This window comes from Curvibacter sp. PAE-UM (assembly GCF_001432305.1).
In the GTDB taxonomy this organism is placed as follows: domain Bacteria; phylum Pseudomonadota; class Gammaproteobacteria; order Burkholderiales; family Burkholderiaceae_C; genus Hylemonella.
Window position 1 is genome coordinate 667,346 of the sequence record NZ_KQ483358.1, and the last position, 25,094, is coordinate 692,439.

At 64.3% G+C, this 25,094-nt stretch carries 25 protein-coding genes and 1 pseudogene; 14 read left to right on the top strand and 12 right to left on the bottom strand.

The window, feature by feature from the left end; translation table 11 throughout:
• Positions 1-2: 2 nt before the first annotated feature.
• Complete coding sequence (locus AO057_RS03310) at positions 3-1,412, bottom strand: sensor histidine kinase (RefSeq protein ID WP_057674293.1); 1,410 nt, start codon at positions 1,410-1,412, stop codon at positions 3-5.
• Entirely contained in the window at positions 1,409-2,104 is a 696-nt protein-coding gene (locus tag AO057_RS03315; RefSeq protein WP_057674294.1) for a response regulator transcription factor, read from the bottom strand. The genes AO057_RS03310 and AO057_RS03315 overlap by 4 nt, the downstream gene beginning before the upstream one ends.
• 305 nt (positions 2,105-2,409) lie before the next feature.
• On the opposite strand from AO057_RS03315, the pseudogene AO057_RS17395 reads away from it, so the two are divergent.
• A pseudogene (locus AO057_RS17395) lies at positions 2,410-2,622 on the top strand (efflux RND transporter permease subunit); the annotation flags it as partial.
• A 7-nt stretch (positions 2,623-2,629) separates the two neighbouring features.
• Here AO057_RS17395 and AO057_RS03325 read toward each other — a convergent pair.
• The 3 genes from AO057_RS03325 to AO057_RS03335 all read right to left on the bottom strand — a co-directional run bounded on the left by AO057_RS03325 (position 2,630) and on the right by AO057_RS03335 (position 7,254).
• On the bottom strand, positions 2,630-3,214 hold the full coding sequence (locus tag AO057_RS03325; RefSeq protein WP_057674296.1) for a hemerythrin domain-containing protein: 585 nt from the start codon (positions 3,212-3,214) through the stop codon (positions 2,630-2,632).
• 99 nt (positions 3,215-3,313) lie between these two features.
• The gene (locus AO057_RS03330) at positions 3,314-4,864 is read right to left on the bottom strand and encodes a methyl-accepting chemotaxis protein (RefSeq protein ID WP_240480723.1); all 1,551 of its coding nucleotides are present in this window, start codon (positions 4,862-4,864) and stop codon (positions 3,314-3,316) included.
• A 176-nt stretch (positions 4,865-5,040) separates the two neighbouring features.
• Entirely contained in the window at positions 5,041-7,254 is a 2,214-nt protein-coding gene (locus AO057_RS03335; protein ID WP_057674298.1) for a heavy metal translocating P-type ATPase, read from the bottom strand.
• A gap of 159 nt (positions 7,255-7,413) precedes the next feature.
• Here AO057_RS03335 and AO057_RS03340 point away from each other — a divergent pair, with 159 nt between their 5' ends.
• The 7 genes from AO057_RS03340 to AO057_RS03370 all read left to right on the top strand — a co-directional run bounded on the left by AO057_RS03340 (position 7,414) and on the right by AO057_RS03370 (position 10,928).
• Complete coding sequence (locus AO057_RS03340) at positions 7,414-7,611, top strand: heavy-metal-associated domain-containing protein (protein ID WP_057674299.1); 198 nt, start codon at positions 7,414-7,416, stop codon at positions 7,609-7,611.
• Positions 7,612-7,625: 14 nt separating this feature from the next.
• Positions 7,626-8,033 carry a Cu(I)-responsive transcriptional regulator gene (gene cueR, locus AO057_RS03345; protein WP_082605620.1) on the top strand — a complete coding sequence of 136 codons (408 nt, stop codon included), beginning with the start codon at positions 7,626-7,628 and terminating at the stop codon, positions 8,031-8,033.
• A gap of 52 nt (positions 8,034-8,085) precedes the next feature.
• A complete protein-coding gene (locus AO057_RS03350) occupies positions 8,086-8,289 on the top strand; it encodes a YgaP family membrane protein (protein WP_057674301.1) in 204 nt (67 codons plus the stop codon).
• Between the two features lie 102 nt (positions 8,290-8,391).
• Positions 8,392-9,273 (top strand): pirin family protein, encoded by an 882-nt coding sequence (locus AO057_RS03355; protein WP_057674302.1) that lies wholly within the window; start codon positions 8,392-8,394, stop codon positions 9,271-9,273.
• A gap of 123 nt (positions 9,274-9,396) precedes the next feature.
• The gene (locus AO057_RS03360) at positions 9,397-9,885 is read left to right on the top strand and encodes a Spy/CpxP family protein refolding chaperone (protein ID WP_082605396.1); all 489 of its coding nucleotides are present in this window, start codon (positions 9,397-9,399) and stop codon (positions 9,883-9,885) included.
• A 12-nt stretch (positions 9,886-9,897) separates the two neighbouring features.
• Positions 9,898-10,719 carry a DUF2189 domain-containing protein gene (locus AO057_RS03365; protein ID WP_057674303.1) on the top strand — a complete coding sequence of 274 codons (822 nt, stop codon included), beginning with the start codon at positions 9,898-9,900 and terminating at the stop codon, positions 10,717-10,719.
• Entirely contained in the window at positions 10,719-10,928 is a 210-nt protein-coding gene (locus AO057_RS03370) for a DUF2788 domain-containing protein (protein ID WP_205629991.1), read from the top strand. The genes AO057_RS03365 and AO057_RS03370 overlap by 1 nt, the downstream gene beginning before the upstream one ends.
• 12 nt (positions 10,929-10,940) lie before the next feature.
• On the opposite strand, the gene AO057_RS03375 is transcribed toward AO057_RS03370, so the two are convergent.
• From AO057_RS03375 to dnaA, 6 genes are all read right to left on the bottom strand, one after another.
• Positions 10,941-11,519, bottom strand: a complete 579-nt coding sequence (locus tag AO057_RS03375) for an NnrU family protein (protein WP_057674305.1) — start codon at positions 11,517-11,519, stop codon at positions 10,941-10,943.
• Positions 11,520-11,542: 23 nt separating this feature from the next.
• Positions 11,543-13,078: a sensor domain-containing diguanylate cyclase gene (locus AO057_RS03380; RefSeq protein ID WP_057674306.1), complete on the bottom strand. Its 1,536-nt coding sequence runs from the start codon at positions 13,076-13,078 to the stop codon at positions 11,543-11,545.
• A 50-nt stretch (positions 13,079-13,128) separates the two neighbouring features.
• Positions 13,129-13,740, bottom strand: coding sequence for a 3'-5' exonuclease (locus AO057_RS03385; RefSeq protein WP_057674307.1), 612 nt, complete (start codon positions 13,738-13,740; stop codon positions 13,129-13,131).
• Positions 13,741-13,773: 33 nt separating this feature from the next.
• Positions 13,774-16,356 (bottom strand): DNA topoisomerase (ATP-hydrolyzing) subunit B, encoded by a 2,583-nt coding sequence (gene gyrB / locus AO057_RS03390; RefSeq protein WP_057674308.1) that lies wholly within the window; start codon positions 16,354-16,356, stop codon positions 13,774-13,776.
• A gap of 89 nt (positions 16,357-16,445) precedes the next feature.
• Positions 16,446-17,552, bottom strand: a complete 1,107-nt coding sequence (gene dnaN / locus AO057_RS03395) for a DNA polymerase III subunit beta (protein ID WP_057674309.1) — start codon at positions 17,550-17,552, stop codon at positions 16,446-16,448.
• Positions 17,553-17,810: 258 nt separating this feature from the next.
• Entirely contained in the window at positions 17,811-19,223 is a 1,413-nt protein-coding gene (gene dnaA, locus AO057_RS03400; RefSeq protein ID WP_057674310.1) for a chromosomal replication initiator protein DnaA, read from the bottom strand.
• 317 nt (positions 19,224-19,540) lie between these two features.
• Between dnaA and rpmH the strand changes: the two genes are divergently transcribed.
• From rpmH to AO057_RS03430, 6 genes are all read left to right on the top strand, one after another.
• Positions 19,541-19,675, top strand: coding sequence for a 50S ribosomal protein L34 (rpmH, locus tag AO057_RS03405; protein ID WP_006299042.1), 135 nt, complete (start codon positions 19,541-19,543; stop codon positions 19,673-19,675).
• A 57-nt stretch (positions 19,676-19,732) separates the two neighbouring features.
• Complete coding sequence (locus AO057_RS03410; RefSeq protein WP_057674311.1) at positions 19,733-20,143, top strand: ribonuclease P protein component; 411 nt, start codon at positions 19,733-19,735, stop codon at positions 20,141-20,143.
• Positions 20,140-20,412 (top strand): membrane protein insertion efficiency factor YidD, encoded by a 273-nt coding sequence (yidD, locus tag AO057_RS03415; RefSeq protein ID WP_057674312.1) that lies wholly within the window; start codon positions 20,140-20,142, stop codon positions 20,410-20,412. The genes AO057_RS03410 and yidD overlap by 4 nt, the downstream gene beginning before the upstream one ends.
• Positions 20,409-22,109: a membrane protein insertase YidC gene (yidC, locus tag AO057_RS03420; protein WP_057674313.1), complete on the top strand. Its 1,701-nt coding sequence runs from the start codon at positions 20,409-20,411 to the stop codon at positions 22,107-22,109. The genes yidD and yidC overlap by 4 nt, the downstream gene beginning before the upstream one ends.
• A 68-nt stretch (positions 22,110-22,177) precedes the next feature.
• A complete protein-coding gene (mnmE, locus tag AO057_RS03425; RefSeq protein ID WP_057674314.1) occupies positions 22,178-23,578 on the top strand; it encodes a tRNA uridine-5-carboxymethylaminomethyl(34) synthesis GTPase MnmE in 1,401 nt (466 codons plus the stop codon).
• 286 nt (positions 23,579-23,864) lie between these two features.
• Positions 23,865-24,491: a hypothetical protein gene (locus AO057_RS03430; RefSeq protein WP_240480724.1), complete on the top strand. Its 627-nt coding sequence runs from the start codon at positions 23,865-23,867 to the stop codon at positions 24,489-24,491.
• 30 nt (positions 24,492-24,521) lie between these two features.
• Here AO057_RS03430 and AO057_RS03435 read toward each other — a convergent pair whose 3' ends face one another.
• Positions 24,522-25,076 (bottom strand): adenine phosphoribosyltransferase, encoded by a 555-nt coding sequence (locus AO057_RS03435; protein WP_057674316.1) that lies wholly within the window; start codon positions 25,074-25,076, stop codon positions 24,522-24,524.
• Between the last annotated feature and the right edge of the window lie 18 nt (positions 25,077-25,094).

The following is a 25,094-nucleotide window of genomic DNA, read 5'->3' on the forward strand; positions in this document are numbered from 1 at the left end:
CCTCAACTGCGCGGCGGCGCCTGAAAGTTCACGCTGGCGCACAGGCCGGAACCCGCCGACGCGTTGCTCAATTCGAAATGCGCCTGCATCAGCTGCGCGAACTTGGCGACGATGGCCAGGCCCAGGCCGGCGCCCTGGCCCAGACGATCCGCATGCAGGCCACGCACGCCGCGCTGCATCAGGTGCTGGCGCTCCTGCGGTGTGAGGCCGGGTCCGTTGTCGATCACCGAGAGCCGCACGCGATCACCCTCACGCGCCAGTTCCACGGTCAGGGTGCTGGCCTGGCCAGCCGGCGCGCGTCCGTAACGCAGGGCGTTGTCCAGCAGGTTGCCCAGGATGCCCTCGATCAGCGCCACATTGCCGGCCACCTGCACGGGCTCGTCCAGCCCCTGCACCCCCAGGTCCACGCCAGCCGCATCGGCACGCGACAGATAACGCAGCACGGTCGCGCGCACCACCTCGTCCAGCGCCACCGGCTCGTTCTGCACGCCGACATCGGCCTCTTCGGCCAGGGCCAGGGCCAGCAGCTGATCCACCAGATGGCTGGCGCGCGCCTCGCTGGCCGCGATGCGCTGCAACTGCTCGCGCCAGGCGGCGGGGTCGGGTTGCGTCAGGCCATATTCGGCCAGCGCGCGGATACCGGCCAGCGGCGTGCGCAGCTCGTGCGCCACATTGCCGGAGAACTCGCGCTGCGCCTGCATGCTCTGGCTGAGGCGCACCAGCAGCGCATTGACGGCCGTGCCCAGCTGCTGCAACTCGCGCGAGCTGGCCGAGACCGGCACCGGCGTGAGATCCAGTGCGTCGCGCTGCTCGACCGAGCGCTGCAGTTCACTCAGAGGCTGCAGCTCGTCGCCGATGATGCCGCGCAGCCACAGCGCCAGCAACACCAGCAGCAGCAGCAAAGGCGCCACCGAAAAAAACAGCAGGTCGTGCAGCAACGCACGCCGGCTGCCCATGGTCTGGGCCACGATGACCTGGAAGGCGAAGGGCTGCTCGCGCCAGAAGGTCACGGCGCGCAGCCGTTCCTGACCAAAGTTGAGTTCCGAGAATTCCGCGTCCTCGACCTTGTGTGGCGAGGGCAGATCCAGGTCCGGGTTGCCCGCGATCACGGCGCCGTCCAGGCGGCGCACGACGAAATAGATGTTCTCGCTCTGGTCGAACAGCAGTGCGTTGGCCTCCTGCGCCGACAGTTCCAGCGCCAGGCCCTGCGGCTGCAAACGTACCCGCGAGGCCAGGGCAAACGCGTCGTCCTGCAGGGCGCGGTCGAAGGCCTTCTGGGCAAAGTGGTAGGCCACGGCCACCGTCACGGCCGTGCCCAGCAACCAGGTCAGCGCCAGCGGCAGCAGCACATTGCGCACCAGACGGGTGCGCAAGGACGCCCTGGCCTGCCAGGCGGCCGGCGCAGCGTTCAAGTATCCATCCCTCGCTCCAACGCGTAGCCCAGGCCACGCAAAGTGCGGATGCGAGCACCGCTGCCGACCAGCTTCTTGCGCAAGCGCGAGATGAAAGCCTCCAGCGCGTTGTCGCCCAGCGACTCGGAGAAGTCGGACAGCTTGTCCGACAGGCTGCGCTTGCTGACCACCCGCCCGGGCGGTGTCATGAGCTCCCACAACACCTCGAACTCGCGCGCCGGCAATTCCAGCAGGGCGCCATCGACCGCAAAACGCCGCGCCTTGCGGTCCAGGCTCAGGCGGCCGATCTCGGAGAAGTCGTCGGTGCCCGCGGTGCGGCGCGCCAGGGCGCGCAGCCGCGCCTCGACCTCGGCCAGCTCGAAGGGCTTGCCGAGGTAGTCGTCAGCGCCGGCATCCAGGCCGGCAATGCGTTCGTCGGTGCGGTTGCGCGCGGTCAGCACCAGCACGGGCGTGCGGTCGCCCCGGGCCCGCGCCTCGCGCAGCAGGGACAGGCCGTTGGCCAGGGGGCTGTCGGGCGTGGCGTTCTGCGGCAGGTTCAGGTCGAGCAGCACGGCGTCGAAAGGCTGCACGTGCCAGTAGTGCGCCGCCTGTTCCAGGGTGCCGGCCTCGTCCACGCGATGGCCGGCATCACGCAGGCTCAGGCGCATCACCTCGCGCAAAACGGGATCGTCTTCGACCAGCAGGATTCTCATGATGTCGGGGCTCGCGGCAGGGGCTGTCTACGCATTTTCACCAAGGGCCGAGTCAGTCGGTGGTCAGGCGTGGCCGGAGACACTCGATCCCCCCGAGTGGATTGATCCATGAGCATACGTCAGTTATTGTTGTTGGGCAGCCTGTTGCTGCCGGCGCACAAGCCGACCGTTCATACTTTCCCGTACTCTCAGCCAGCGTCAACCAGATCGACCTGCAGAACGGCAACGGCAGCGGCCATGCATGGACCGAGCATCGTTATGACAAGTCAGTCGGACTGGACTGGACCTGGGAGCGCGGCAACAAGCGCGAACTGCGCACAGTGCTCATGACGGCCATGCTGGCCGCGCTGGGCCTGTTGCCCATGGCGCTGTCGCACGACATCGGCTCGGAAACCCAGCGTCCGCTGGCCATCGTGGTGATCGGCGGCCTGGTGACGGCCACCCTGCTCACGCTGGTGGTCCTGCCCGTGCTCTACGTCGCCTGGTTCGCGGGCAGGCGCCTGGACGAAGAAACCTGAACACGGCTCAGCCCGCGCCGACGCCGATGGGCGCCGGTGCGCGCATCACGATGCGCGTGAACAGGCGGTCGTAGACCGGATCGCGCGGGTACTTGCCGGTCAGCGGGTCGCAGTTGGTGGCAAAGGCCTCGTCCAGGGCCTGCCAATCCTTCGCACTCAGCACCTTCTCGGCCTCGGGCAGGATGACGGTCTCCTCCAGCTTCATATGCTCCAGGTAGAAATCCAGGTAGCGCGCCACGGCCAACTCGAAGGCCTCACGTCGTGAGTCTCCCAGCAGTTCCCAGGCCAGCAGCAGGTGTTGCAACTCGCGCACGGCCGCCTCGCCGCGCGCGTGGTCCCGGTCCAGGCGGTCCAGCGCCTCATGAAGGTGCGGCGCACGCGCGCGCACCGGCGGAAACAGCAGCTCGGTTTCCTTGGTGTGGTGCAGGCGCTCGGGAAACTCGTCGATGTAGAACAGCATGGCGCGCAGCACGTCGAAGAACTGCTCCGGGCCGTCGCCCGGGCCGCGCCGGATCATCATGCGCAGGGACTGGAGCATGGCCGACAGTGCGGCATGCTCGTCGTGAATGATGCGTAAGCTGGCATGGGCCATGGAGAACCTCCTGATCGGATCAGATGATGGTTCCCAGCTTGGCACGGCTGGCACCGCGCTGGCTTGACGCTCGTCAAGCTTTGCGCAGTCTGGCGCGACTCAGGCCAGCAGCAAGGGGCCGCCGCGGCCCTGGGCCTCCAGGCGGAACTGGCGCACGATCCCGGCCAGGCGGTCGGCCTGCTCGCGCATGGATTCGGCCGCCGCGGCCGACTCTTCGACCAGCGCCGCGTTCTGTTGCGTCATGCGGTCGATCTCCTGCACCGCCTGGTTGACCTCGCCGATGCCGCTGGACTGGCTGCCGGCTGCCACCGTGATCTCGCCGATGATGTCGCGCACGCGTTGCACACCGCTGACGATCTCCTGCATCACGGTGCCAGCTTCTTCCACCTGGCGCACGCCGCCGTCCACGGCCGTGACGCTGGCGCCGATCAGCGCCTTGATCTCCTTGGCGGCCTCGGCGCTGCGACCCGCAAGCGAGCGCACCTCGCTGGCCACCACGGCAAAACCGCGGCCTTGCTCGCCGGCTCGCGCGGCCTCCACGGCCGCGTTGAGCGCCAGGATGTTGGTCTGGAAGGCGATACCGTCGATCACGCCAATGATGTCGTTGATCTTGCGGCTGGACTGCGCGATGCTGTGCATGCTCTGCACGGCCTGGGTCACCACCGCACCACCGCGCTGCGCGGCCTGCGAGGCCGTGGCCACGAGCTGGTTGGCGGTCTGCGCCGAAGTGGCGGTCTGCTGCACGTTGCCGCTGAGTGCGCCGATGGAACTCACGGTGTGCTGCACATTGCCGGCGGTCTGCTCGGTGCGGTTGGAGAGGTCCTGGTTGCCGGTGGCGATCTCGCTGCTGGCGGTAGAGATGCTCTCGCCGGCCTCGCGCAGCTGCGCCACCATACCCGCCAGGCCACTGCGCATCTGCTCCAGCGCGCGCTGCAGATCGGCCGCCTCGTCACGGCCCTGCACCTGCAGCCGTTGCGAAAGGTCACCGCCGGCGATGGCCTGCGCCAGCTGGCGCGCCTGCTCCACCGGCTGACAGATGGCCTGCATATTGAGCAGGGTCAGCGGCACGACGACCGCCAGGCTGAGCACGACCAGCCCGGCAAAAATGAAGAGCGCCTGATCCAGCACGGCATTGCGGTTGGCGTTGGAGGCCTGCGCTTCGGCACGAACATCCTGATCCATCTGGGTCAGCAGCTTGTCGGCCTCCTCGAACTGGGCCACCGAGCGCGCACTCATGCGGTTGGCCACCGTGGCCGTCTCGTAGGCGCTGCTCTCGAGCTGGCTGGCCGTCCCGCTGAAGAACTGATGGTAGTTCTTGAGAAATTCGATCGCCTTCTGCAGTTGCGCGCTGCGCGCCTCGGGCAGGCTGGCCGCAAGATCGCTGGCGGTCTGCATGATCGCCTTCATCTCGGCTTCCCAGCGCTCCCGGATCTGGCGGATCAGTTCCGGCTTTTCGTACTGGATGATCATGTCCTTCTCATGGCGACGCACCTGGGCCATGTCCAGCCGCAGCCGGGCCACGCGATCCACCACGGCCATGGACTCGTCGATCACCTCGGCGCTGAGCTGGTGGATGCGGAACATGCCGAACATCCCCGCCCCTCCCACCAGGGCCAGCAAGGCCAGCACCACGGCGATCGCTCCGAGCATGCGGAAACGGATCGTGAACCGCCGCATCAGTACATAAACTCCGCCCATCATGAGCTCCCCGTGACTAACCATAGATCACGGCATTCTAGGCCTCGGGTTTCCCATGACACGGCGGGAATACCACGTACAAGGCGGGCAATTTCGCGCTTCGATACCCCTCGGTGTAAAGAGGGGCCCTATGGCCGCCAGCGCCGCAGGAGCAGGGCATTGCTCATCACACTGACCGAGCTCATGGCCATGGCCGCACCGGCGATCACCGGGTTGAGGTAGCCCAATGCGGCCAGGGGTATGCCGGCCACGTTGTAGATGAAGGCCCAGAACAGGTTCTGCCGGATCTTGGCCACGGTGCGGTCCGACACGTCGAGGGCCGCGGCCACCAGCAGCGGGTCGCCCCGCATCAGGGTGATGCCGGCCGCGTGCATGGCCACGTCGGTGCCGTTGCCCATGGCCATGCCGACGTCAGCCGCCGCCAGGGCCGGCGCATCGTTCACGCCGTCACCCACCATGGCCACGGTATGGCCGCCCTCCTTCAACCTGGCCACCATCGCCGCCTTGTCACCCGGCAGCACCTCGGCCAGCACTTCGCCGGCCTCGGGGCGCAGGCCCAGGCGACGCGCCATGATCTCGGCCGCGCCGCGGTTGTCGCCCGAGATCATGACCGTACGGATGCCGCGCGCACGCAACGCGGCCAAGGCCTCTTTCGCACCGGGCTTGGGTTCGTCGCCGAAAGCCAGCAAGGCGCGCAAGGTCAGGCCCTGCGTGGTGCGCTCGACCATGGCCGAGACGGTGGCGCCCTGCGCCTGCAGCGCGCCAGCGCGCGTCGCCAGCGCGCCCAGGCCGACACCGAGCTCCTCCATCCAGCGCAGGCTGCCGATCAGGTAGCTGGTCACGCCCACCTCGCCCTCGCTGCCACGGCCGGGCACGGCGCGCACGTTGTCCGGCGCCTGCACAGCCAGTTGACGGGCCTGCGCCGCCTGCACCACGGCACGTGCGAGCGGGTGTTCGCTGCCACTTTGCAGGCTGGCGGCAGCGGCCAGCAGGCGCGCCTCGTCCTGGTCCGAGGCCACCTCGAACGCGGTCAGCCGCGGCTGGCCCACGGTGAGCGTGCCGGTCTTGTCGAAAGCCACGGTGTCCACCTTGTGCGCAAGCTCCAGCGCCTGCGCGTCCTTGATCAGGATGCCGTGTTTCGCCGCCACCCCCGTCCCCGCCATGATGGCCGCCGGCGTGGCCAGACCCAGCGCACAGGGGCAGGCAATCACCAGCACCGCCACCGCGTGAATGATGGCCGACTCGCCCGAGGCGCCGGCCCACAACCAGCCCAGCAGGGTCAGCAGGGCGATCACCAGCACCACCGGCACGAACACCGCCGAGACCTGGTCGACCAGGCGCTGGATGGGTGCCTTGGCGGCCTGCGCGTCCTCCACCAGATGGATGATGTGCGCGAGCACGGTCTCGCTGCCCACGGCGCCGACCTGCAACACCACGCGACCGTCGCCATTGATGGAGCCGCCGGTCAGTTTGGCGCCGGCGTCCTTGGCCACGGGCAGGGGCTCGCCGGTCAGCATGGACTCGTCCACCTGCGTATGGCCTTCGAGCAGGATGCCGTCCACCGGGAAACGCTCGCCGGGTCGTACCACCAGCTTGTCCCCCACCAGCACCTCGGCTACCGGCACGTCGACCTCGCCGTCCAGCCCGATCAGGTGCGCAATGTCCGGCCGCAAGGCATGCAGGGCGCGGATGGCGCTCGTGGTCTGCCGTTTGGCCCGGGCCTCGAGCCACTTGCCCAGCAGCACCAGCGTCACCACCACGGCCGAAGCCTCGAAGTACAGGTGCGCCATCTCGCCGTGCTCCGCCGACAGCCAGAGCCAGACCGACAGCGCCCAGCCCGCCGTGGTACCGATGGCCACCAGCAGATCCATATTGCCGGTCAGGGCCTTGAGCGCAAACCAGCCGGCCTTGTAGAAGCGCGCGCCGAGGATGAACTGCACCGGCGTGGCGAGCACGAATTGCACCCAGGCCGGCAGCATCCAGTGAAAACCCGCCAGATCACCCAGCATGGGCACAACCAGCGGCAGGGACAGCAGCAGCCCGATGGCCACCGGGGCGAAACCGGTCCAGGGCGAGGCGTCCTCTTCCTGCTCCAGCGCATCCGCGGCACGCGGCTCGTAGCCGGCATCGCGCACGGCACGCCGCAGCCGCGCCTCGATCTGCTCCGAGGGCGCGAAGCTCACACGCGCCGACTCGGTGGCCAGGTTGACGGCGGCGTCACTGACGCCCGGCACCTTCTTCAGGGCCTTTTCGACCCGGCTCACGCAGGAAGCGCAGGTCATGCCGCCGATGCCGAGGTCCAGCGTGGCGGAGGAGGATGCAATGGTCGTTGAAGTATTCATGCGATGAATTCTGAACCTTGCCACGATGGCAGGGTCAAATCTTGCGCCAGATCAACCCTTCTGTCGAGAAGGTCGAAACCAGGGCCTTGACCTTCCCATCGTGGCAAGGTTCAGGATATGCTTCCCATGAAACAAATACCCAGCGAAAGGAACGTCCCCATGAACCAGAACTTCAACGTCAGCGGCATGACCTGCGGTCACTGCGAAAAGGCCGTGACACGTGCCATCAAGCAGGTGGACCCGCAGGCCGAGGTCAAGATCGACCGCAGCAAGAACCTGGTGGAAGTGCAGTCGCAGCAAGCGCGCGAGACCCTGGCCCGGGCCATCGCCGAAGAAGGCTACACGGTCGCCGCCTGACGGCCATGGCGTACATGCTCTGGCCCGTCAACATCGGCAGCGCAGCCGAACTGTCCGGCGTCTCGGCCAAGATGGTGCGGCATTACGAGTCGCTCGGCCTGCTGCCGCGCGTGGCGCGCACCGACAGCGGCTACCGCCAGTACAGCGAGGCCGACGTGCACACGCTGCAATTCATCAAGCGCTCGCGCGACCTCGGTTTTTCCATGGCCGAGATCGGCGAGCTGGTGACCTTGTGGCAGAACCGCCGGCGCACCAGCGCCAGCGTCAAGCGCATCGCCCAGAAACACGTGGACGAACTCGCCACGCGCATTGAAGCCATGCAATCGATGCAGCGCACACTGCGACAACTGCTGCACCACTGCCATGGCGACGAGCGGCCGGACTGCCCCATCCTCGACGACCTGGCGCAACAAGGCGGTTGACGACACCGAGGCCCCGTCCAATAATGGTCTGCATCCACAACAGGAGCACAGCATGAAAACCAATATCGGCGGCATGGAACGCGTCGCCCGCATTCTCGTAGGCGCCATCCTGGTCGGCCTTGCGGCCACCGGCACCGTCGGCTGGTGGGGCTGGCTAGGCGCCATCCCGCTGGCCACCGGCCTGATGGGCTGGTGCCCGCCCTACGCCATGCTGGGCATCAACACCTGCTCCGTCAAGGACGTCCCCAAGGCCTGATAACTGCACGGCGGCGCGGGGTTTCGGCCCCCGCTAACATCGGTCCATGCCCCGGGCCCTCCCGGCCCGGCAGTCATATCACCCGACAGGACTCCGCCGCCCATGACCGTCACCTCTCCCCGCGCCGTCGAACGCCTCGTCACCGGCCAGCCCACCACAGACGGGGCCGGTGTCAAGCTCACGCGCGTGCTCACGCACGACCTGCAGCGCCGGCTCGACCCTTTCCTGATGCTGGACAACTTCGCCAGCGATGACCCGGATGACTACGGCGCCGGTTTTCCCGATCACCCGCACAGGGGCTTCGAAACCATCACCTACATGATTGCCGGGCGCATGCGCCACCGCGACAGCGCCGGCAACGAAGGCCTGCTGCAAAACGGCGGCGTGCAGTGGATGACGGCCGGTCGCGGCCTGATCCACAGCGAGCTGCCGGAGCAGCAAGCGGGTGTGATGGAAGGCTTCCAGCTCTGGCTCAACCTCCCGGGACGCGACAAGATGTGCGCGCCGGGCTACCGCGACATCCAGAGCGCCGAGATTCCCGAGTTCACCACTGCGGAGGGCGTGACCGTGCGCGTGATCTCCGGCCACAGCCACGGTGTGAGCGGCGCCATGGCGCGCCCGGTCGAGGCCTACCCGACCGATCCGCTCTACCTGGACCTGCATTTCCCCGCCGGCGGCGCCGTCTTCAGCCAGCCGCTGCCGGCCGGCTACAACGCTTTCCTCTATACCTACCGCGGCACCGTAGAGGTACTGGATGGCAGCGCGCAGGCCACCCCGGTGCCGCTGCACCGCATGGCCATCCTGGACAACAGCGGCGACGGCGTACGCCTGCAGGCCGATGCCGGCAGCACGCCCGCACGCGCCCTGCTGATCGCCGGCCGCCCGCTCAAGGAACCCATTGCCCAATACGGCCCCTTCGTCATGAACACGCGCGAAGAGCTGATGACCGCGGTGGAGGATTTCCAGAACGGGCGCCTGGCCTGACATCACCTGCGCGCCACATTCTTTACACAGGCGATGCACACCCTCATCCCCGCGATACACAAGCCGCGCAGACTGCAGTCACCCTGTTACTTCACAACAGGTCTGATCTGAAAGGATGAGGATATGAAAGTCAACTTCAAACCCGTCGTGCTGGCCGCCGTGCTGGCCACGTCCACCCTGCTTGCCCTGGCACAGTCCGGACCCGGACCCGCAGCCGGACAAGGCACCGGCCCGGGCATGCACCAGCCTGATGGCGAGCGTCACGCCCGCAAGCAGGAACGCATGAAGGAGCACATGGCCAAGCGCTCGGCCGACCTCAAGGCCAAGCTCAAGCTGAGTGCCGAGCAGGAAAGCAACTGGAACGCCTTCCTCGCCGCCATGAAACCGCCGGCCCACGCTTCGATGCCCAAGCGCGAAGACATGGCCAAGCTCAGCACCCCCGAGCGCCTGGACAAGATGAACGAGCTGCGCAAGCAGCGGGATGCTGCCTTCGAGCAACGAGACGCGGCCACGCGGACCTTTTACGGTGCCCTGAACGCCGAGCAAAAGAAGGTCTTCGATGAAAGCACGGCCCGCTCGCACCGCCATGGACCCCATCGCGGGCACGGTTAACATCGGAGCCTGATGAAACCCACCGCAGCACCTGTCATCCGCACGATCGATCTGCACCAGCCGATGCGCTGGCTGGTGCTGGGCTGGCGTGACATCGGACACTGCGGCTGGGTCAGCTTCGCGCACGGCCTGGTGCTGACCGTCGTCGGCCTGGGCCTGCTGGTGCTGGCACGTCACCAGTTCTGGTGGCTGGCCGGCGCCTTCTCCGGCCTGCTCGTGGTGGGACCGGTGCTCGCCACCGGCCTGTATGCACTCAGCCGGGCGGTGGAACGCGACGAGGCCAGGTCCTGGCGCCTGGTGCTGAAGACCTGGCTGAGCTGGCGTCGCCATGGGAGCGGTCGTGATGGCAAGGACTGGCGCCTGGTTCAATTCGGCCTGCTGCTGGGCCTGGCCGGCACCGGCTGGGTCCTGACCTCGGCCGCGCTGATCACGCTGATGTCGCCCGTGCCCATCGAACAGCCCCTGGATTTCCTGAAGTACGTGGTGCTGGCACGCGACAACTGGCTGTTCGAGGTCTGGCTGGCCCTGGGGGGCCTGATGGCCGCACCCATGTTCGCCTCCAGCGCCATTGCCATCCCCCTGCTGCTGGACCGCCGCATCAGCGTGCTGCAGGCCGTGATCACCAGCTGGGAAGCCGTGCTGAACAATCCCGTGCCCATGGCCTGGTGGGCCACGCTCATCATGGGCTTCAGCCTGCTGGGCCTGTTGTCGGCCCTGCTGGGGCTGATCGCCGTCATGCCCATGCTGGGACATGCCAGCTGGCATGCCTACCGTGACCTGGTGGATGCCTCGGCCTGGCCCGAGCGAACGACGGGTCAACCGGGAGCGTACTGATGTTCGGCTACACCGAGGAGCAGATCGCCGCCTTCGGCCTGTCCTTCGGCGTGGGCGCCTTCATGCTCTACATGCTGTTCATCATCGCCCACCTGGCCTGGGAATCAAAAGCCGGGCGCTTCGGCACCTTTGTGCTGTTCCTGGGCCTGGCCTTCGGCATGGTGGGCTTTGCCGCCAAGTTCGTGATCCAGTGGATGCTGGAAAAATAAGGCCGCGGCACTTCACCCAAACGGCTTGATGCCGATCAGCAGGCCGTGCAGGCCGAAGGCAAACACGGCCCACCCGGCCACCCCCAGCACCACGGTCAGACCGGTGGCCACCCCACGGCCCGGCGGGTACGACACGCCATCGCGACGATCGCGACGGCGCGAGATGCTGAAATTGAAGATGGCCCAGACCAGGAAAGCGCCGAACAGCAGCAGATGCGCCAGCATGCCGGTGGCGAGCAGGTGGGCCAGCGCCCAGGTCTTCACGCCCAGCACCATGGGGTGGTGCAGGCGCGCCTTGATGGCATTGCCCGGTACGTAAGCCGCCGCGAGCAGTACAAAGGCCAGCAAGGTCAGCAGCGAGGCCACGTGGCGCAGGCCCGTGGGTGGGGTCCACAGGACCACCGGCTGCTCACGCGCCAGGTCGAAGCCCCAGGCGATCAAGGCCAGCCCGGCCAGCGACAGCAGGGAGTACAGGCCTTTCCAGGCCCCCTTGCCCAGGCGGGCGCGCATGCGCTGGCGCCAGTCCTCGGCGAACATGCGCACCGAGTGCACCCCCAGGAAGATCAGCAATCCGGCCAACAGCATTTTCATCGGGGTTCTCCTGGAAGAAGTCGTCAGGCACCGATGACGCGGTTCTTGCCGGCACGCTTGGCCAGGTACATGGCCTGGTCGGCACGTTTGATGGCGTCAGCACCGGTTTCACCGGTGGCCAGCTGGGCCACGCCGGCACTGAAGGTGATCAGGATCTTTTCGTTGCCCGCGAGGAAAAAACGTTTGGTCAGCTCGCGCTGCAGGCGCGTCATGGCCTCCACGCCCTTGTCCAGCGGCGTGTCGGGCAGCAGCACGACGAACTCCTCGCCGCCATAACGTGCCAGCGTGTCCTGCGGGCGCATGCACTCGCGCGCCACCGTGGCCAGGTGCTTGAGCGCGGCGTCGCCGGTCTCGTGCCCCTTGCCGTCGTTGAGCTTCTTGAAGTTGTCGATGTCCAGCAAGGCCACCGACAGGATGGTGTCCTTGCGGCGCACGCCGGACACCTCGCGGTTCATGGCCTCGTCCAGGCCCTGGCGGTTGAGCGCGCCGGTCAGGCTGTCGTGGCGCGCCTGCGCGCTGACACGGTCGAGTTCGCGGTGCAGCTTGACCATCTCGGCTTCGGTAGCCTGCGCCTTCTCGCGCATGGCACGCAGCTCGTCGCGCGCGCTGGTCGACTCGCTGGTCATGTGCCGCGTGGCGCTGATGACCTCCTTGAGCACGGGCGCGATCTCCTCGATCTTCTTGGCCTGCTCAATCTGGCGCATGCTCTCTTCCATCTTGCCCTGGTAGGCACCGCTGGTCTCGCTCATCTGCGACAGCCGGCTGATGAAGGTGGCCAGCATCTGGCGCAGTTCTTCCTGGGCCTCCTGCGCCCGCCCCTTGGCTTCGGTCTGCTTGAAGAGCACATCCTTGAGGCGGCGCTCCACGTCGTCCAGGCGGCGCAAGGTCAGCGGCGGCTGGGCCGCCTCCTTGAGCGCATCGGTCTGGCCCTTGAGCCAGTTGTCGTCCGGGCTGAGCTCGCCGATGTTGTCGATGATGAGCTGCAGCAACTTGAGCAGGGTCAGGTGGATCTCGGCCTGGTCTTCGGCCGCAAAGGACAGGCGATGGCTGAAGTCGGCCAGCTGGGTCTTGACCTTGTAGGCCTCGGCCGCCGGATCGCGCAGGGCCTGGATGAGCTGCTGCATCTGCTCCTGGAAGCGGGCATCGTCCGTGCCCAGGGCGGGCTTGGCGTATTCGATCAGGCGTGCAATCTGCTCGAAGAATTCGGGCGTCAGTGCCGGTGCCGCGGTGGGCGTGGGCGCCAGCGGTGCCGGGGCCGAATCGCCGCTGCCCGGCATGGCAAACCCGCTGTAGGCCACCAGCGCATTCTGCACGCCCAGCCAGTTGCGCTGCCCGATCGCGTACTCCAGCAGGCTGCGCTGCTTTTCCTGCCCCGGGTTGCGCGCCGGCAGCGCCTGGGCAATCTGCCGCAGGGGTTCTTCCGGGAAGGGCTGCACGTTCGGCATGCCCGCAATTTCGTTGTAGATCGCCTGGTAATTGACCGGCGTGGGCGCCAGCTGGCGCGCCGTGATCTGCTTGAGCGCCTCGCGCGCGATCTCGAAAGGTTTTTTATCACTCATGGGATGAGCCATTCAGCAGGCATCGCCTGATTATGCGGTCAGGCACCATCCTATACCCGGGCATGCCGCGACAGGAGGGCCGAAACGCCCTGGCGCTGGCACTGCTGCAGGGCCATCAGCAGATCATGGTCGACGGCCGCGACTTCGTGGCGACGCTGCAGGTCCTGCTGGATCTGGAGCAGCAACTCGGCCGCCATTTCAGCGTCCGCCAGCGCCCGGTGGGCCGCACCCGTGCGCGGCAGGCGGTGGTAATCCACCAGTGTGCCCAGCTTGTGGTTCGGCGCCTGGGGATAGAGCCGGCGCGACAGCAGCATGGTGCAGGCAAACGGCTGCCGGGCCGGCAAGCCCAGGCGGAACAACTCGCCCATCCAGAACTTGCGGTCGAAGGAGGCGTTGTGGGCCACCATGGGGGCGTCGCCCACGAAGTTACTGGCCTTGCGCATCACCTCGCTGGCGTCGGGTGCGGCTTGCACCATGGCATTGCTGATGCCGGTGAGCTGGGTGATAAAGGCGGGAATGTGGGCGCCAGCATTCATCAGGCTCTGAAAGCGGTCGACGATGCGCCCTTGTTCCACCAGCACGATGGCCACTTCCGTGGCGCGGGCGCCCTGTTCGGGTGAAATACCCGTGGTCTCGAAGTCGATGACGGCGACAGGCTTCATGCCGGTGACAAGCCTGCGCCGCCTTGTCGGATCTCAGACGTCGATGTTGCCGGCGCGCAGCGCGTTGGTCTCGATGAAGTCGCGCCGCGGCTCGACCTCGTCGCCCATGAGCATGGTGAACACGCGGTCGGCCTCGATGGCATCGTCGATCTGCACGCGCAGCAGGCGGCGCACCGTCGGGTCCATCGTGGTTTCCCAGAGCTGTTCCGGATTCATCTCGCCCAGGCCCTTGTAACGCTGGCGTGCGGTCGCGTTCTCGGCCTGCCCGATCAGCCAGGCCATGGCCTGGCGGAAGTCGACTACCTTCTCGTCCTTCTGCTTCTCGCCTTCACCACGCATGACGCGTGCGCCTTCGGCCAGCAGGCCGCGGAAGGTGTTGGCCGCCTCGGCCAGGGCGGCGTAATCGGCCCCGTGCACGAAGTCCTGGGTGATGACGCTGCTCTTGACGTTGCCGTGGTGGCGGCGGCTGATGCGCAGGATGGGCTTGTCGGTACGGGCATCAAACTCGCCAGCCACCTCGGCACCCGCCAGCTTGGCCTGCAGGGCGACGGCGGACGCCTCGGCCTCGGCCACGGTATCGAGCTTGAGCGCCACACCATCGGCAATGGAGCGCAGCGCCTCGGCATCCATGAAGTTGTGCAGGCGGGCGATCACGCGCTCGGCCAGCTGGTGCTTGCGCGCCAGCTCGGCTAGGGTGTCGCCCGTGATCACGGTGCCGCTGGCACCACCCGTGTGGATGGAAGCCCCGATCAGGGCAATGCGCAACAGGTAGGTATCGAGCGCGGAAGCATCCTTGAGGTAGAGCTCTTCCTTGCCGGACTTGACCTTGTACAGCGGCGGCTGGGCGATGTAGATGTGGCCCCGCTCGACGAGCTCGGGCATCTGGCGATAGAAGAAGGTGAGCAGCAGGGTGCGGATGTGGGCGCCGTCCACGTCCGCGTCCGTCATGATGATGATGCGGTGGTAGCGCAGCTTGTCAATGTTGAAATCATCAACGGCCGACTTGCCGCTTTCCGCGGCGGCCTTGCCGATGCCGGTCCCGAGCGCCGTGATCAGCACCACGATTTCATTGCTGGTGAGCAGCTTCTCGTACCGCGCCTTCTCGACGTTCAGTATCTTGCCGCGCAGCGGCAGGATCGCCTGGAATTTCCGGTCACGGCCCTGCTTGGCCGAACCGCCGGCGGAGTCACCCTCGACGATGTAGATCTCGCACAGTGCCGGGTCCTTCTCCTGGCAATCTGCCAGCTTGCCCGGCAGGCCCATGCCGTCGAGCACGCCCTTGCGACGTGTCATTTCGCGGGCCTTGCGGGCCGCCTCACGGGCGCGGGCGGCCTCGATGATCTTGCCGCAGATGATCTTGGCGTCGTTGGGCCGCTCCTCCAGGAATTCGGTAAGCGTCTTGGCCACGATGTCTTCCACCGGGGCGCGCACTTCGGAGCTGACCAGCTTGTCCTTGGTCTGGCTGCTGAACTTGGGCTCCGGTACCTTGACCGACAGCACGCAGCACAGGCCTTCGCGCATGTCGTCACCCGAGATCTCGACCTTGGCCTTCTTGGCCAGCTCATTGCTCTCGATGTACTTGCTGATCACGCGCGTCATGGCTGCGCGCAGACCGGTCAGGTGGGTGCCGCCGTCACGCTGCGGAATGTTGTTGGTGAAACAGAGCACGGACTCGTTGTAGCCGTCGTTCCACTGCATGGCGACTTCGACGCCGATGTTGGTGCCTGGAATGCCCCCGTAGGTTTCGGCCGGGCGCTCGCCGTTGGCGTGGAAGGCATTGGGATGCAGCACCTTCTTGTTGGCATTGATGAAGTCGACAAAACCCTTGACGCCACCCGCACCGGAAAAATCGTCTTCCTTGTTGCTGCGTTCGTCCTTGAGGCGGATGCGCACGCCGTTGTTCAGGAAACTCAGTTCGCGCAGGCGCTTGGCGAGGATGTCGTAATGGAATTCATGGTTCTGCTGGAAGATGTCGAGGTCGGGCAGGAAGTGCACCTCGGTGCCGCGCTTTTCCGTCTTGTCGATGATCTTCATCGGCGACACATCGACGCCGTTGATCTGCTCGATGATGCGGTTCTGCACGAAGCCACGCGCAAATTCCAGCTGGTGCACCTTGCCTTCGCGACGCACAGTCAGGCGCAGCCACTTGGACAGCGCGTTCACGCAGGACACACCCACGCCGTGCAGGCCGCCCGAGACCTTGTAGCTGTTCTGGTTGAACTTGCCGCCGGCATGCAGCTCCGTCAGGGCGATTTCCGAAGCACTGCGCTTGGGCTCGTGCTTGTCGTCCATCTTGACGCCGGTCGGGATGCCGCGGCCGTTATCGACCACGCTGATGGAGTTGTCCAGGTGGATGGTCACCACGATGTCATCGCAGTGGCCGGCCAGTGCCTCGTCGATGGAGTTGTCCACCACCTCGAACACCAGGTGGTGCAAGCCGGTGCCGTCGGACGTATCACCGATGTACATGCCCGGGCGCTTGCGCACCGCCTCCAGGCCTTCCAGGATCTGGATCGACGATTCGCCATAACCTTCCGATGCGCCAACCTGATGGGCATCGATACGGGGCTGGGCGCTGAAATTCTCCACAGCGCTAGGCTTGTTTTCTTCGGTCATGGCTTACTTCTCAACACTATTCAAACACTTGAATGAACAGACCCGCCATGAACCAGACGTTCATCGCGGGTCATGATCTTGCGCTCCTGTCAGATACGCATGGGCATCACGACATACTTGAAGCTATGGTTGTCGGGAATCGTGATCAGGGCTGAGCTGTTCGAGTCAGAGAGCTCCACCTTGACCATGTCCTGTTCCATGTTCGTCAGAACATCGATCAGGTAGGTCACGTTGAAGCCGATCTCGATGCTGTCGCCGCTGTAGTCGATGTCCAGTTCGTCCACCGCTTCTTCCTGCTCGGCATTGTTGGATGCCACACGCAGGGTGCCGGGATCAATGTTCAGGCGCACACCCTTGAACTTGTCGCTGGTCAGGATGGCCGTGCGCTGCAGGCTCGCCAGCAGGGGCTGACGGCCCAGGACGATGGCGTTCTTGTGGTTCTTCGGAATCACGCGGTTGTAATCCGGGAACTTGCCCTCGACCAGCTTGGTCACGAACTCCATGCCACCAAAGCTGAACTTGGCCTGGTTGCTGGCGAACTGCATCTCGATCGCGCCCTCGGTATCGCTCAACAGGCGCTGCATTTCCAACACCGTCTTGCGCGGCAGGATGACTTCCTGCTTGGGCACTTCCACATCCAGTGTCGCCGAAGCAAAGGCCAGGCGGTGACCATCCGTTGCCACCAGGCTCAGTTGCTTGCCTTCTGCCACGAAGAGGATGCCGTTGAGGTAGTAGCGGATGTCATGCACCGCCATCGAAAACGAGACCTGGCTCAGCAATTCCTTGAGCGTCTTCTGCGGCACGCTGAAGACGGGACCGAAATTGGCGGCTTCCTGCACCAGCGGGAAATCCTCGGCCGGCAGGGTCTGCAACGTGAACTTGCTCTTGCCACCCTTGAGGATGAGCTTGTTCTGGCTGGATTCCAGCGAAACGGTCTGGTCGGCCGGCATGGTGCGCAGGATGTCGATCAGCTTGCGCGCACCGACCGTGGTCGTGAAATTGCCAGCATCCCCATCGAGCTCGGCCGTGGTCCGGATCTGGATTTCCAGATCACTGGTCGTGAACTGCAAGGCGCTGCCGGTCTTGCGGATCATCACGTTGGCCAGGATGGGCAGGGTATGGCGACGTTCCACGATGCCCGAAACGGACTGGAAAACGGAGAGTACTTTGTCTTGTGTTGCCTTCAGGACGATCATGTCAACCTCTTCTTTGATTTCTTTAATTCAAATTAGTAGTAGTAGATAGAGCGGGCTGCTTTCTGTGGATAGCATCATTTTCCCTTTTTTTATCAACGACTTGTCTGTCGTCCAACCATGTGTGTAGTCGTCGGGTTTGATCCGGCGCGAGACTGCATAACTTGGCAGAACTGCTTTCCTCTGTGGATAACTCATGACTTGTGCCAGAACTATCCCCAGGGTTTCAGGTCGCTTTTTTTGATGGGGTGATGACTCCTTCTATCCCTTGAGGGTCTGTTCAAGCACGTGCAATTGCTGGTTCAGTTCGGTCAGCTGCTGGCGTTCACCGGATATCTTGCGGACCGCGTGCAACACGGTGGTGTGATCGCGACCACCAAACAGCTCGCCGATCTCGGGCAGGCTCTTCTGCGTCAGTTCCTTGGCCAGGTACATGGCAATCTGGCGTGGGCGGGCAATGCTGGCCGGCCGCTTCTTGGAATACATGTCGGCGACCTTGATCTTGTAGTAGTCGGCCACCGTTTTCTGGATGTTTTCCACGGAAATCTGCCGGTTCTGGATGGACAGCAGGTCGCGCAGGGCCTCACGTGCCAGCTGGATGGAGATTTCCTTCTGGTTGAAGCGTGAATAGGCCAGGATCTTGCGCAGGGCGCCTTCGAGCTCACGCACGTTGGATCGCACGTTCTTGGCAACGAAGAAGGCCACTTCCTCGGGCATCTCGGTACCTTCGCTCAGGGACTTGTTGATCAGGATCGCCACGCGCATTTCCAGTTCCGGTGGCTCGATGGCTACCGTCAGGCCGGAATCGAAGCGCGAGACCAGACGTTCGTGGATGTCCAGCAAGCCCTTGGGATAGGTGTCACTGGTCATCACGATATGGGATTTTTTGGCCAGCAAGGCCTCGAAGGCGTTGAAGAACTCCTCCTGTGTGCGGTCCTTGTTGGCAAAGAACTGCACATCGTCGATCAGCAGCAGGTCCAGGGAGTGGTACTTGTCCTTGAACTCGTCAAAAGTCTTGCGCTGGTAGGCCTTAACCACATCGGAAACGAATTGTTCCGCATGGATGTAGAGAACTTTGGCGTTGGGACGCTCGGCCAGCAAGCGGTTACCCACAGCATGCATCAGGTGGGTCTTGCCCAGGCCGACACCGCCGTAGATGAACAGGGGGTTGTAAAGCTGGCCCGGTGAACTGGCCACGTGCATGGCGGCAGCCCGGGCCATGCGGTTGGCCGTGCCTTCCACCAGGGTGTCGAAAGTCAGGGCGGTGTTGAGACGTGTCCGGTTCGCCGGATTGATGCGCTCCAGCCCCGCCGCATAGGACTCTTCCGCTGGCAGGGCCTCGGTTTCGATAACCGTTTCCTTAACCCTGGGATTGTTTTCCCTGGGGGTAAGTGCCAACTCAAGATGCATGGGCTGGCCATAGACTTTTTCCAGCAGCGCAGCGATCCGGCTGCTGTATTGGGCTCGGATCCAGTCCAGTTTGAAGCGGTTGACGACAAAAAGGGTGACGCGGGAGAAATCCTCAGCGACCTGGGCCGTCAGGGGCTTGATCCAGGTGTTGAACTGCTGTTCGGGGAGTTCCTGAGCCAGTTGGTCGACGCAAGTCTGCCACAAGCTATGCCCGGCTTCCTGGCCTATGCTCACGGCCTGACTGTTGAGTTGTCCCTCGCTCATGCGTGCTAATTATTGTGGATATTTATGCCGGATGGTGCGCCAGATTGTAAATTATCAAGAATTTATCCACAAGGGGTGAGGGTCCCGCCGCGCCCTCAAGTGCTGCACGCACTTGGAAAGCCAAGGCATTGCCAGCATTGGAAATTTTTGCGATAATCTATGGTTTTCCCGAAGCCTGTGATGTGCCCGGAAAGCGCCGCAAGGTGCCAACCAAGGCCACAGAAGTGCGAACGGGACATTTCATGGGCTGTGCCGCCAGTGATGGACGGTGCGGTTGCATGGCAGAAAAACTCCACGCTTATCACTAGGATTTCGAGATGAAACGTACTTACCAGCCCTCCAAGATCCGCCGTGCGCGTACCCATGGTTTCCTGGTCCGCATGAAGACCCGTGGTGGCCGCGCCGTGATCAACGCGCGTCGTGCCAAGGGCCGCAAGCGCCTGGCTGTCTAAGCCGGACCGCTCTGCCAGAGCCCTGTACCGGTTTTGCGCAGTGCACTTCAGCGCACCATGCAGGCGCGGCGGCTGAAGACCCGGGAACAGTTTCAGGCCGTACTGGCGTGTGCACCCTTTGCCCGGACGGAACATTTTGTCATGCATCGCATGGTCCTGGAGGTCTCAGGCACGCAAGTCGTGCCCCAGACCTCCTTTGCCGTTGATGGCCTCTGGATCGGTGCCATGGTCCCCAAGCGCTGGGCACGTCGCGCCGTGACGCGCAACCTGATCAAACGACAGGTTTATAGCCTCGCGGCGCAGCACGAAACAATGCTGCCTGCGGCTGCGTACCTGGTGCGACTGCGCGGTACTTTCGATCGCATGCAGTTCAAAAGCGCAACGTCCGATGCACTGCATGCAGCCGTTCGTGGCGAAATCGAACAATTGTTCAGCAAGGCCCAGCAGCCTGCAAAGGCTGCGGCATGATCCGGCATCTGCTCATCGGACTGGTCAAGGGCTATCGTTTCTTTCTGAGCCCTTGGCTGGGTTCGGCCTGCCGCTTCGAGCCGACCTGCTCGCTTTATGCGCTGGATGCCTTGCGCCAGCATGGTGCGCTGGCAGGCAGCTACCTCACCGTGGGCCGATTGCTACGCTGCCATCCCTGGTGCGCCGGCGGGCACGAGCCCGTACCCTCGAAAAAACCCCGCCTCTTCACCGGCCTGCTTTCCTCCTCTTCTGAAAAGAACATTTCATGAACGATATTCGCCGCACCATCCTGTGGGTGATTTTTGGTTTTTCCCTGGTTCTGCTGTGGGACCAGTGGCAGATCCACAATGGCCGATCTGCAACCTTCTTCCCGTCGCCGACGGCGAAGACGGCGGTAGCCCCGGTAGCGGCGGCATCCTCGCCAGTGGCCGTTCCCGTGGCTGCGACCGTACTGCCCGCAGGCAACAGCAGTGACCGCATCGCCAAAACCGAAGCGCAGGCGCCCGTCGCGCGCGAACGGGTGGTGGTGAGCTCCGATGTGCTGAAGCTGACCTTCGATACCGAAGGGGGTTCGCTGGTCCGCTCCGAGTTCTTGAAACATCGCGACCAGAAAAACGCCGAACTCCATGTCGTGCTGTTCGACGAGAGCAAGGATCGTGTCTATCTGTCCCAGTCCGGATTGATCGCTGGCGCTGCCGGTGGCAGTCTCCCGACGCACAAGACGCCCATGAAGCTGGTTTCCGGCGAACGCGAACTCAAGGACAGTGCTGAAGAACTGCAGCTGAAGTTCGAGTCGGCTGAAATCGGCGGCGTCAAACTCGTCAAGACCTACACGCTCAAGCGCGGCAGCTATGCCCTGGACGTGAAGCACGAGGTGCAGAACGTGGGCACGACGCCGCTGACGCCCCAGCTCTACCTGCAGCTGGTGCGTGACGGCAACAAGCTGGCCGGCGAGTCGTCCTTCTATTCGACATTCACCGGCCCGGCCATCTACACCGAGGCGAAGAAATACCAGAAGGTCGAGTTCAGCGACATCGAGAAGAACAAGGCCGAGTTCGAGAAACAGTCCTCCAACGGCTACGTGGCCATGGTCCAGCACTATTTCGCCAGCGCCTGGCTGCTCGGCGAGGGCGTGCCGCGAGAAATCTTCGCCCGCAAGGTCGATAGCAACCTGTATGCGGTCGGCATGATCGCCCCGCTGGAGACGATCGCACCGGCGACGAGCCGCACCGTGGAAGCGCGCCTGTTCGTCGGCCCGCAGGAAGAAAAGAGGCTGGAAGCCATCGCCCCCGGCCTGGAACTGGTCAAGGACTACGGCTGGTTGACCATCCTGGCCAAGCCCCTGTACTGGCTGCTGGACCAGCTCTACAGCCTGCTGCACAACTGGGGCTGGTCCATCGTCGCCCTGGTGGTGCTGCTCAAGATCGCCTTCTACTGGCTCAATGCCAAGGCCTACGCCAGCATGGCCAAGATGAAAGCCATCACGCCGCGTATCACCGAACTGCGTGAGCGCATGAAGGACAAGCCTCAGCAGATGCAGCAGGAGATGATGCGTGTCTACCGTGAGGAGAAGGTCAATCCCATGGGCGGCTGCCTGCCCATCATGATCCAGATCCCGGTGTTCATCGCACTCTACTGGGTGCTGCTGTCCAGCGTGGAAATGCGCAATGCGCCCTGGATCCTGTGGATCAAGGACCTCTCGGCCGAGGATCCCTATTACATTCTTCCCCTGCTCATGACAGCCACGACCATGCTGCAGACGGCCCTGAACCCGGCGCCGCCGGATCCCTTGCAGGCCAAGATGATGTGGTTCATGCCGCTGATCTTCAGTGTGATGTTCTTCTTCTTCCCGTCCGGCCTGGTGCTGTACTGGCTGACCAACAATATCCTGTCGATCGCGCAACAGTGGGTGATCAACACCCGCATGGGCGTTCCGCCGCAGTTCAATTTGCCGAAATTCAAGTAAGCAGACGCACAGGGGCCGCGCAAGCGGCCCTTTCACTTTCAGGCCTCAACGCTACAAAATAGCGCACCATGCTGGCACGTCAACAGGAACCCATCGTCGCCATCGCCACCGCCCCCGGACGGGGTGCCGTGGGCATCGTGCGCGTGAGCGGTCGTGGGCTCGGGGCCTTCGTCGAGGCCTTGTGTGGCCGCGCCCTGCAGGCGCGTCATGCCACCTACCTGCCCCTGCGGGATGCGGCCGGCGAAGCGCTGGACCACGGCCTGGCCATTCATTTCCCGGCGCCGCACTCCTACACCGGTGAAGACGTGCTGGAACTGCAGGTCCATGGTGGCCAGGTGGTCTTGCAACTCTTGTTGGCGCGTTGCCTGGAGGTGGGCCAGCAGCTGGATGAGCGCACCGGACAAGCCTGTTTGCCGGGTTTGCGCTTCGCGCAGCCAGGTGAATTCACCGAACGCGCCTTCCTCAACGACAAGATCGACCTGACCCAGGCCGAGGCCATCGCCGACCTGATCGACGCCAGTACCGAAGCCGCGGCGCGCAGTGCCAGCCGCTCGCTCGATGGCGCCTTTTCACGCGAGATCGGGGTGCTGCGCGAAGCGCTGATCCAGCTGCGCATGCTGGTGGAAGCCACGCTCGACTTCCCGGAAGAAGAGATCGATTTCCTGAAGAAGGCCGATGCCCGGGGACAATTGCTGCGTCTGCAGGACCGGCTCGCCACCGTGCTTGAGCACGCACGCCAGGGCAGTCTGTTGCGCGAGGGCATCAAGGTGGTGATTGCCGGGCAGCCCAATGCCGGCAAGAGCTCCCTGCTCAATGCGCTGGCCGGAGCCGAGCTGGCCATCGTGACGGCCATCCCCGGCACAACGCGCGACAAGGTGCAGCAGACCATCCAGATCGAAGGTGTTCCCCTGCACGTGATCGACACCGCAGGCCTGCGCGAGAGCAGCGACGAGGTGGAGCGGATCGGCATCGCCCGTGCCTGGGCTGAGATCGAAGCGGCCGATGCCGTGCTTTTCCTGCATGACCTCACGCGCCAGGCCTTGCCTGAATATTGCCAGGCGGACGAGGACATTGCCCGCACGTTGAAGCAGCGTCTGCCAACACGTGTACCGGTGCTGGATGTCTGGAACAAGGCCGACGCGGCGGCAGCACCGTTGGAGGGCCTGAGCCTTTCGGCCAAGACGGGTGCCGGCCTGGAGACCTTGCGTCGCCGCTTGCTCGAAACCGTGGGTTGGCAGGCGGCACCCGAGGGTGTCTACATTGCACGTGAACGCCATGTGCATGCGCTGCGGCAGGTCCAGGCGCATCTGGAAACAGCGGTGGCACACCTGGCGACGCAGGCCCATGCGCTGGACTTGCTGGCCGAGGAGCTGCGCCTGGCGCAGAACGCGCTCAATGAGATCACGGGCGAGTTCACCTCAGATGACCTGCTGGGTGTCATCTTTTCCCGTTTCTGTATCGGCAAATAACGCCCCGGGAGATCTTGCGGGCTTGTTGTATCGCCGTTGTCAAGGCAGCGAAATGGGCGTACCGTGTCTTGCAACAGGCTAAATCGAGAGGCCGGGCCTGGAAACAATTTCTTACGCTGGGCGGGCAAGCACGCTCCGCCATTTAGGAAGAAAATGCAGGCTGCAGGCAAATCGTCTGCCCCCTGTTGTGCAAGTAGCGCCATCGGAATCAAAAATGGGACGACTGGACAACTTCTTCTCGAAAAAACCCGCGGCGAAGCCTGAGCCAGATGCGGGCCCAACCAACTTGCCGCCCGACGATGAGTTGGCCCTGGACCGCAAGACCCAGAGGCTGGAGCGCCGCGAATTGCTCTATGCCGTGGTGCGCGAATCGATGGCGCGTGTGGGCATGCTGTCCTCAAGCTACAAATACAAGGTGCTGTCCCTCGATTCACGTGGCAGCCAGTACCTGATCATGATGGATCTGCCCAAGGCGATGGCCGAGCATATCGGCCAGCTGGCGGAAATCGAGGAAATCGTCACCCAGAACGCCCGCATGCGTCACAAGATCGAGGTGACCGCGGTCTATTGGCGTATCAACGAACTGTCCAAGAGTTCGACGTCCGTCCTGCGCAAGCCGCGTCCGGAAGTCGAACTGGGCGCCATGGCGTCTGCGATCAGCGAAGCGCCGCAGGCGCCTCTGGTGCCCGGAGATCGCAAGCGTCGCTTCGAACCCATCCGCCCCGACGAAGTCAATGCCTTCAAGCATGCGCTGGCCACGGGCAACAAGAACAAGCCCAGCAGTCCGCCCAGACCCTTGCCGGCGGATTTTGCCCCGACCGAGTTTCCCCAGACCGAGTTCGAGGAAACCCGCATGGAGGAAGAAGCGGAGCGACTGCCTTTGAGTCGCACCCAGTACGGCGATCTGATCTGAGCCCAGCCAGCGGACGCTGCCGGGGCCTCCTCACGTCCCGGCGAAATCGAGCAGCGTGAACAGGGGCAGGCCGGCCTCACGCAGCCTGGCCGAGCCGCCAAGCTCCGGCAGGTCGACGATGGCAGCCCCCTCCACCACCTGGGCGCCCAACTTTTCCAGCAGTTTTTTGCCGGCCATCATGGTGCCGCCGGTGGCAATCAGGTCATCGACCAGCAGCACACGGTCGCCCGGCTTGACGGCATCGGTGTGCAGTTCCACCGTGGCGCTGCCGTACTCCAGTTCGTAGGTTTCCTCCACGGTCGTGAAGGGCAGCTTGCCTTTCTTGCGGATGGGTACGAAACCCACCGCGAGCTCATAGGCAATCACCGAGCCCAGGATGAAGCCGCGCGCATCGAGCCCGGCGACCACGTCGGGGCGCATCCCCGGATCCATGTAGCGGTGCACAAAAGCATCGACCATGACGCGGAACACCTTGGGGTTCTGCAGCAGCGGCGTGATGTCGCGAAACTGCACGCCCGGTGATGGCCAGTTCGGCACGGTGCGGATATGGCTTCTCAGATACTCGTTGATGTTGCGGTCCTGCATGGTGCGTCCGAAGAGTTG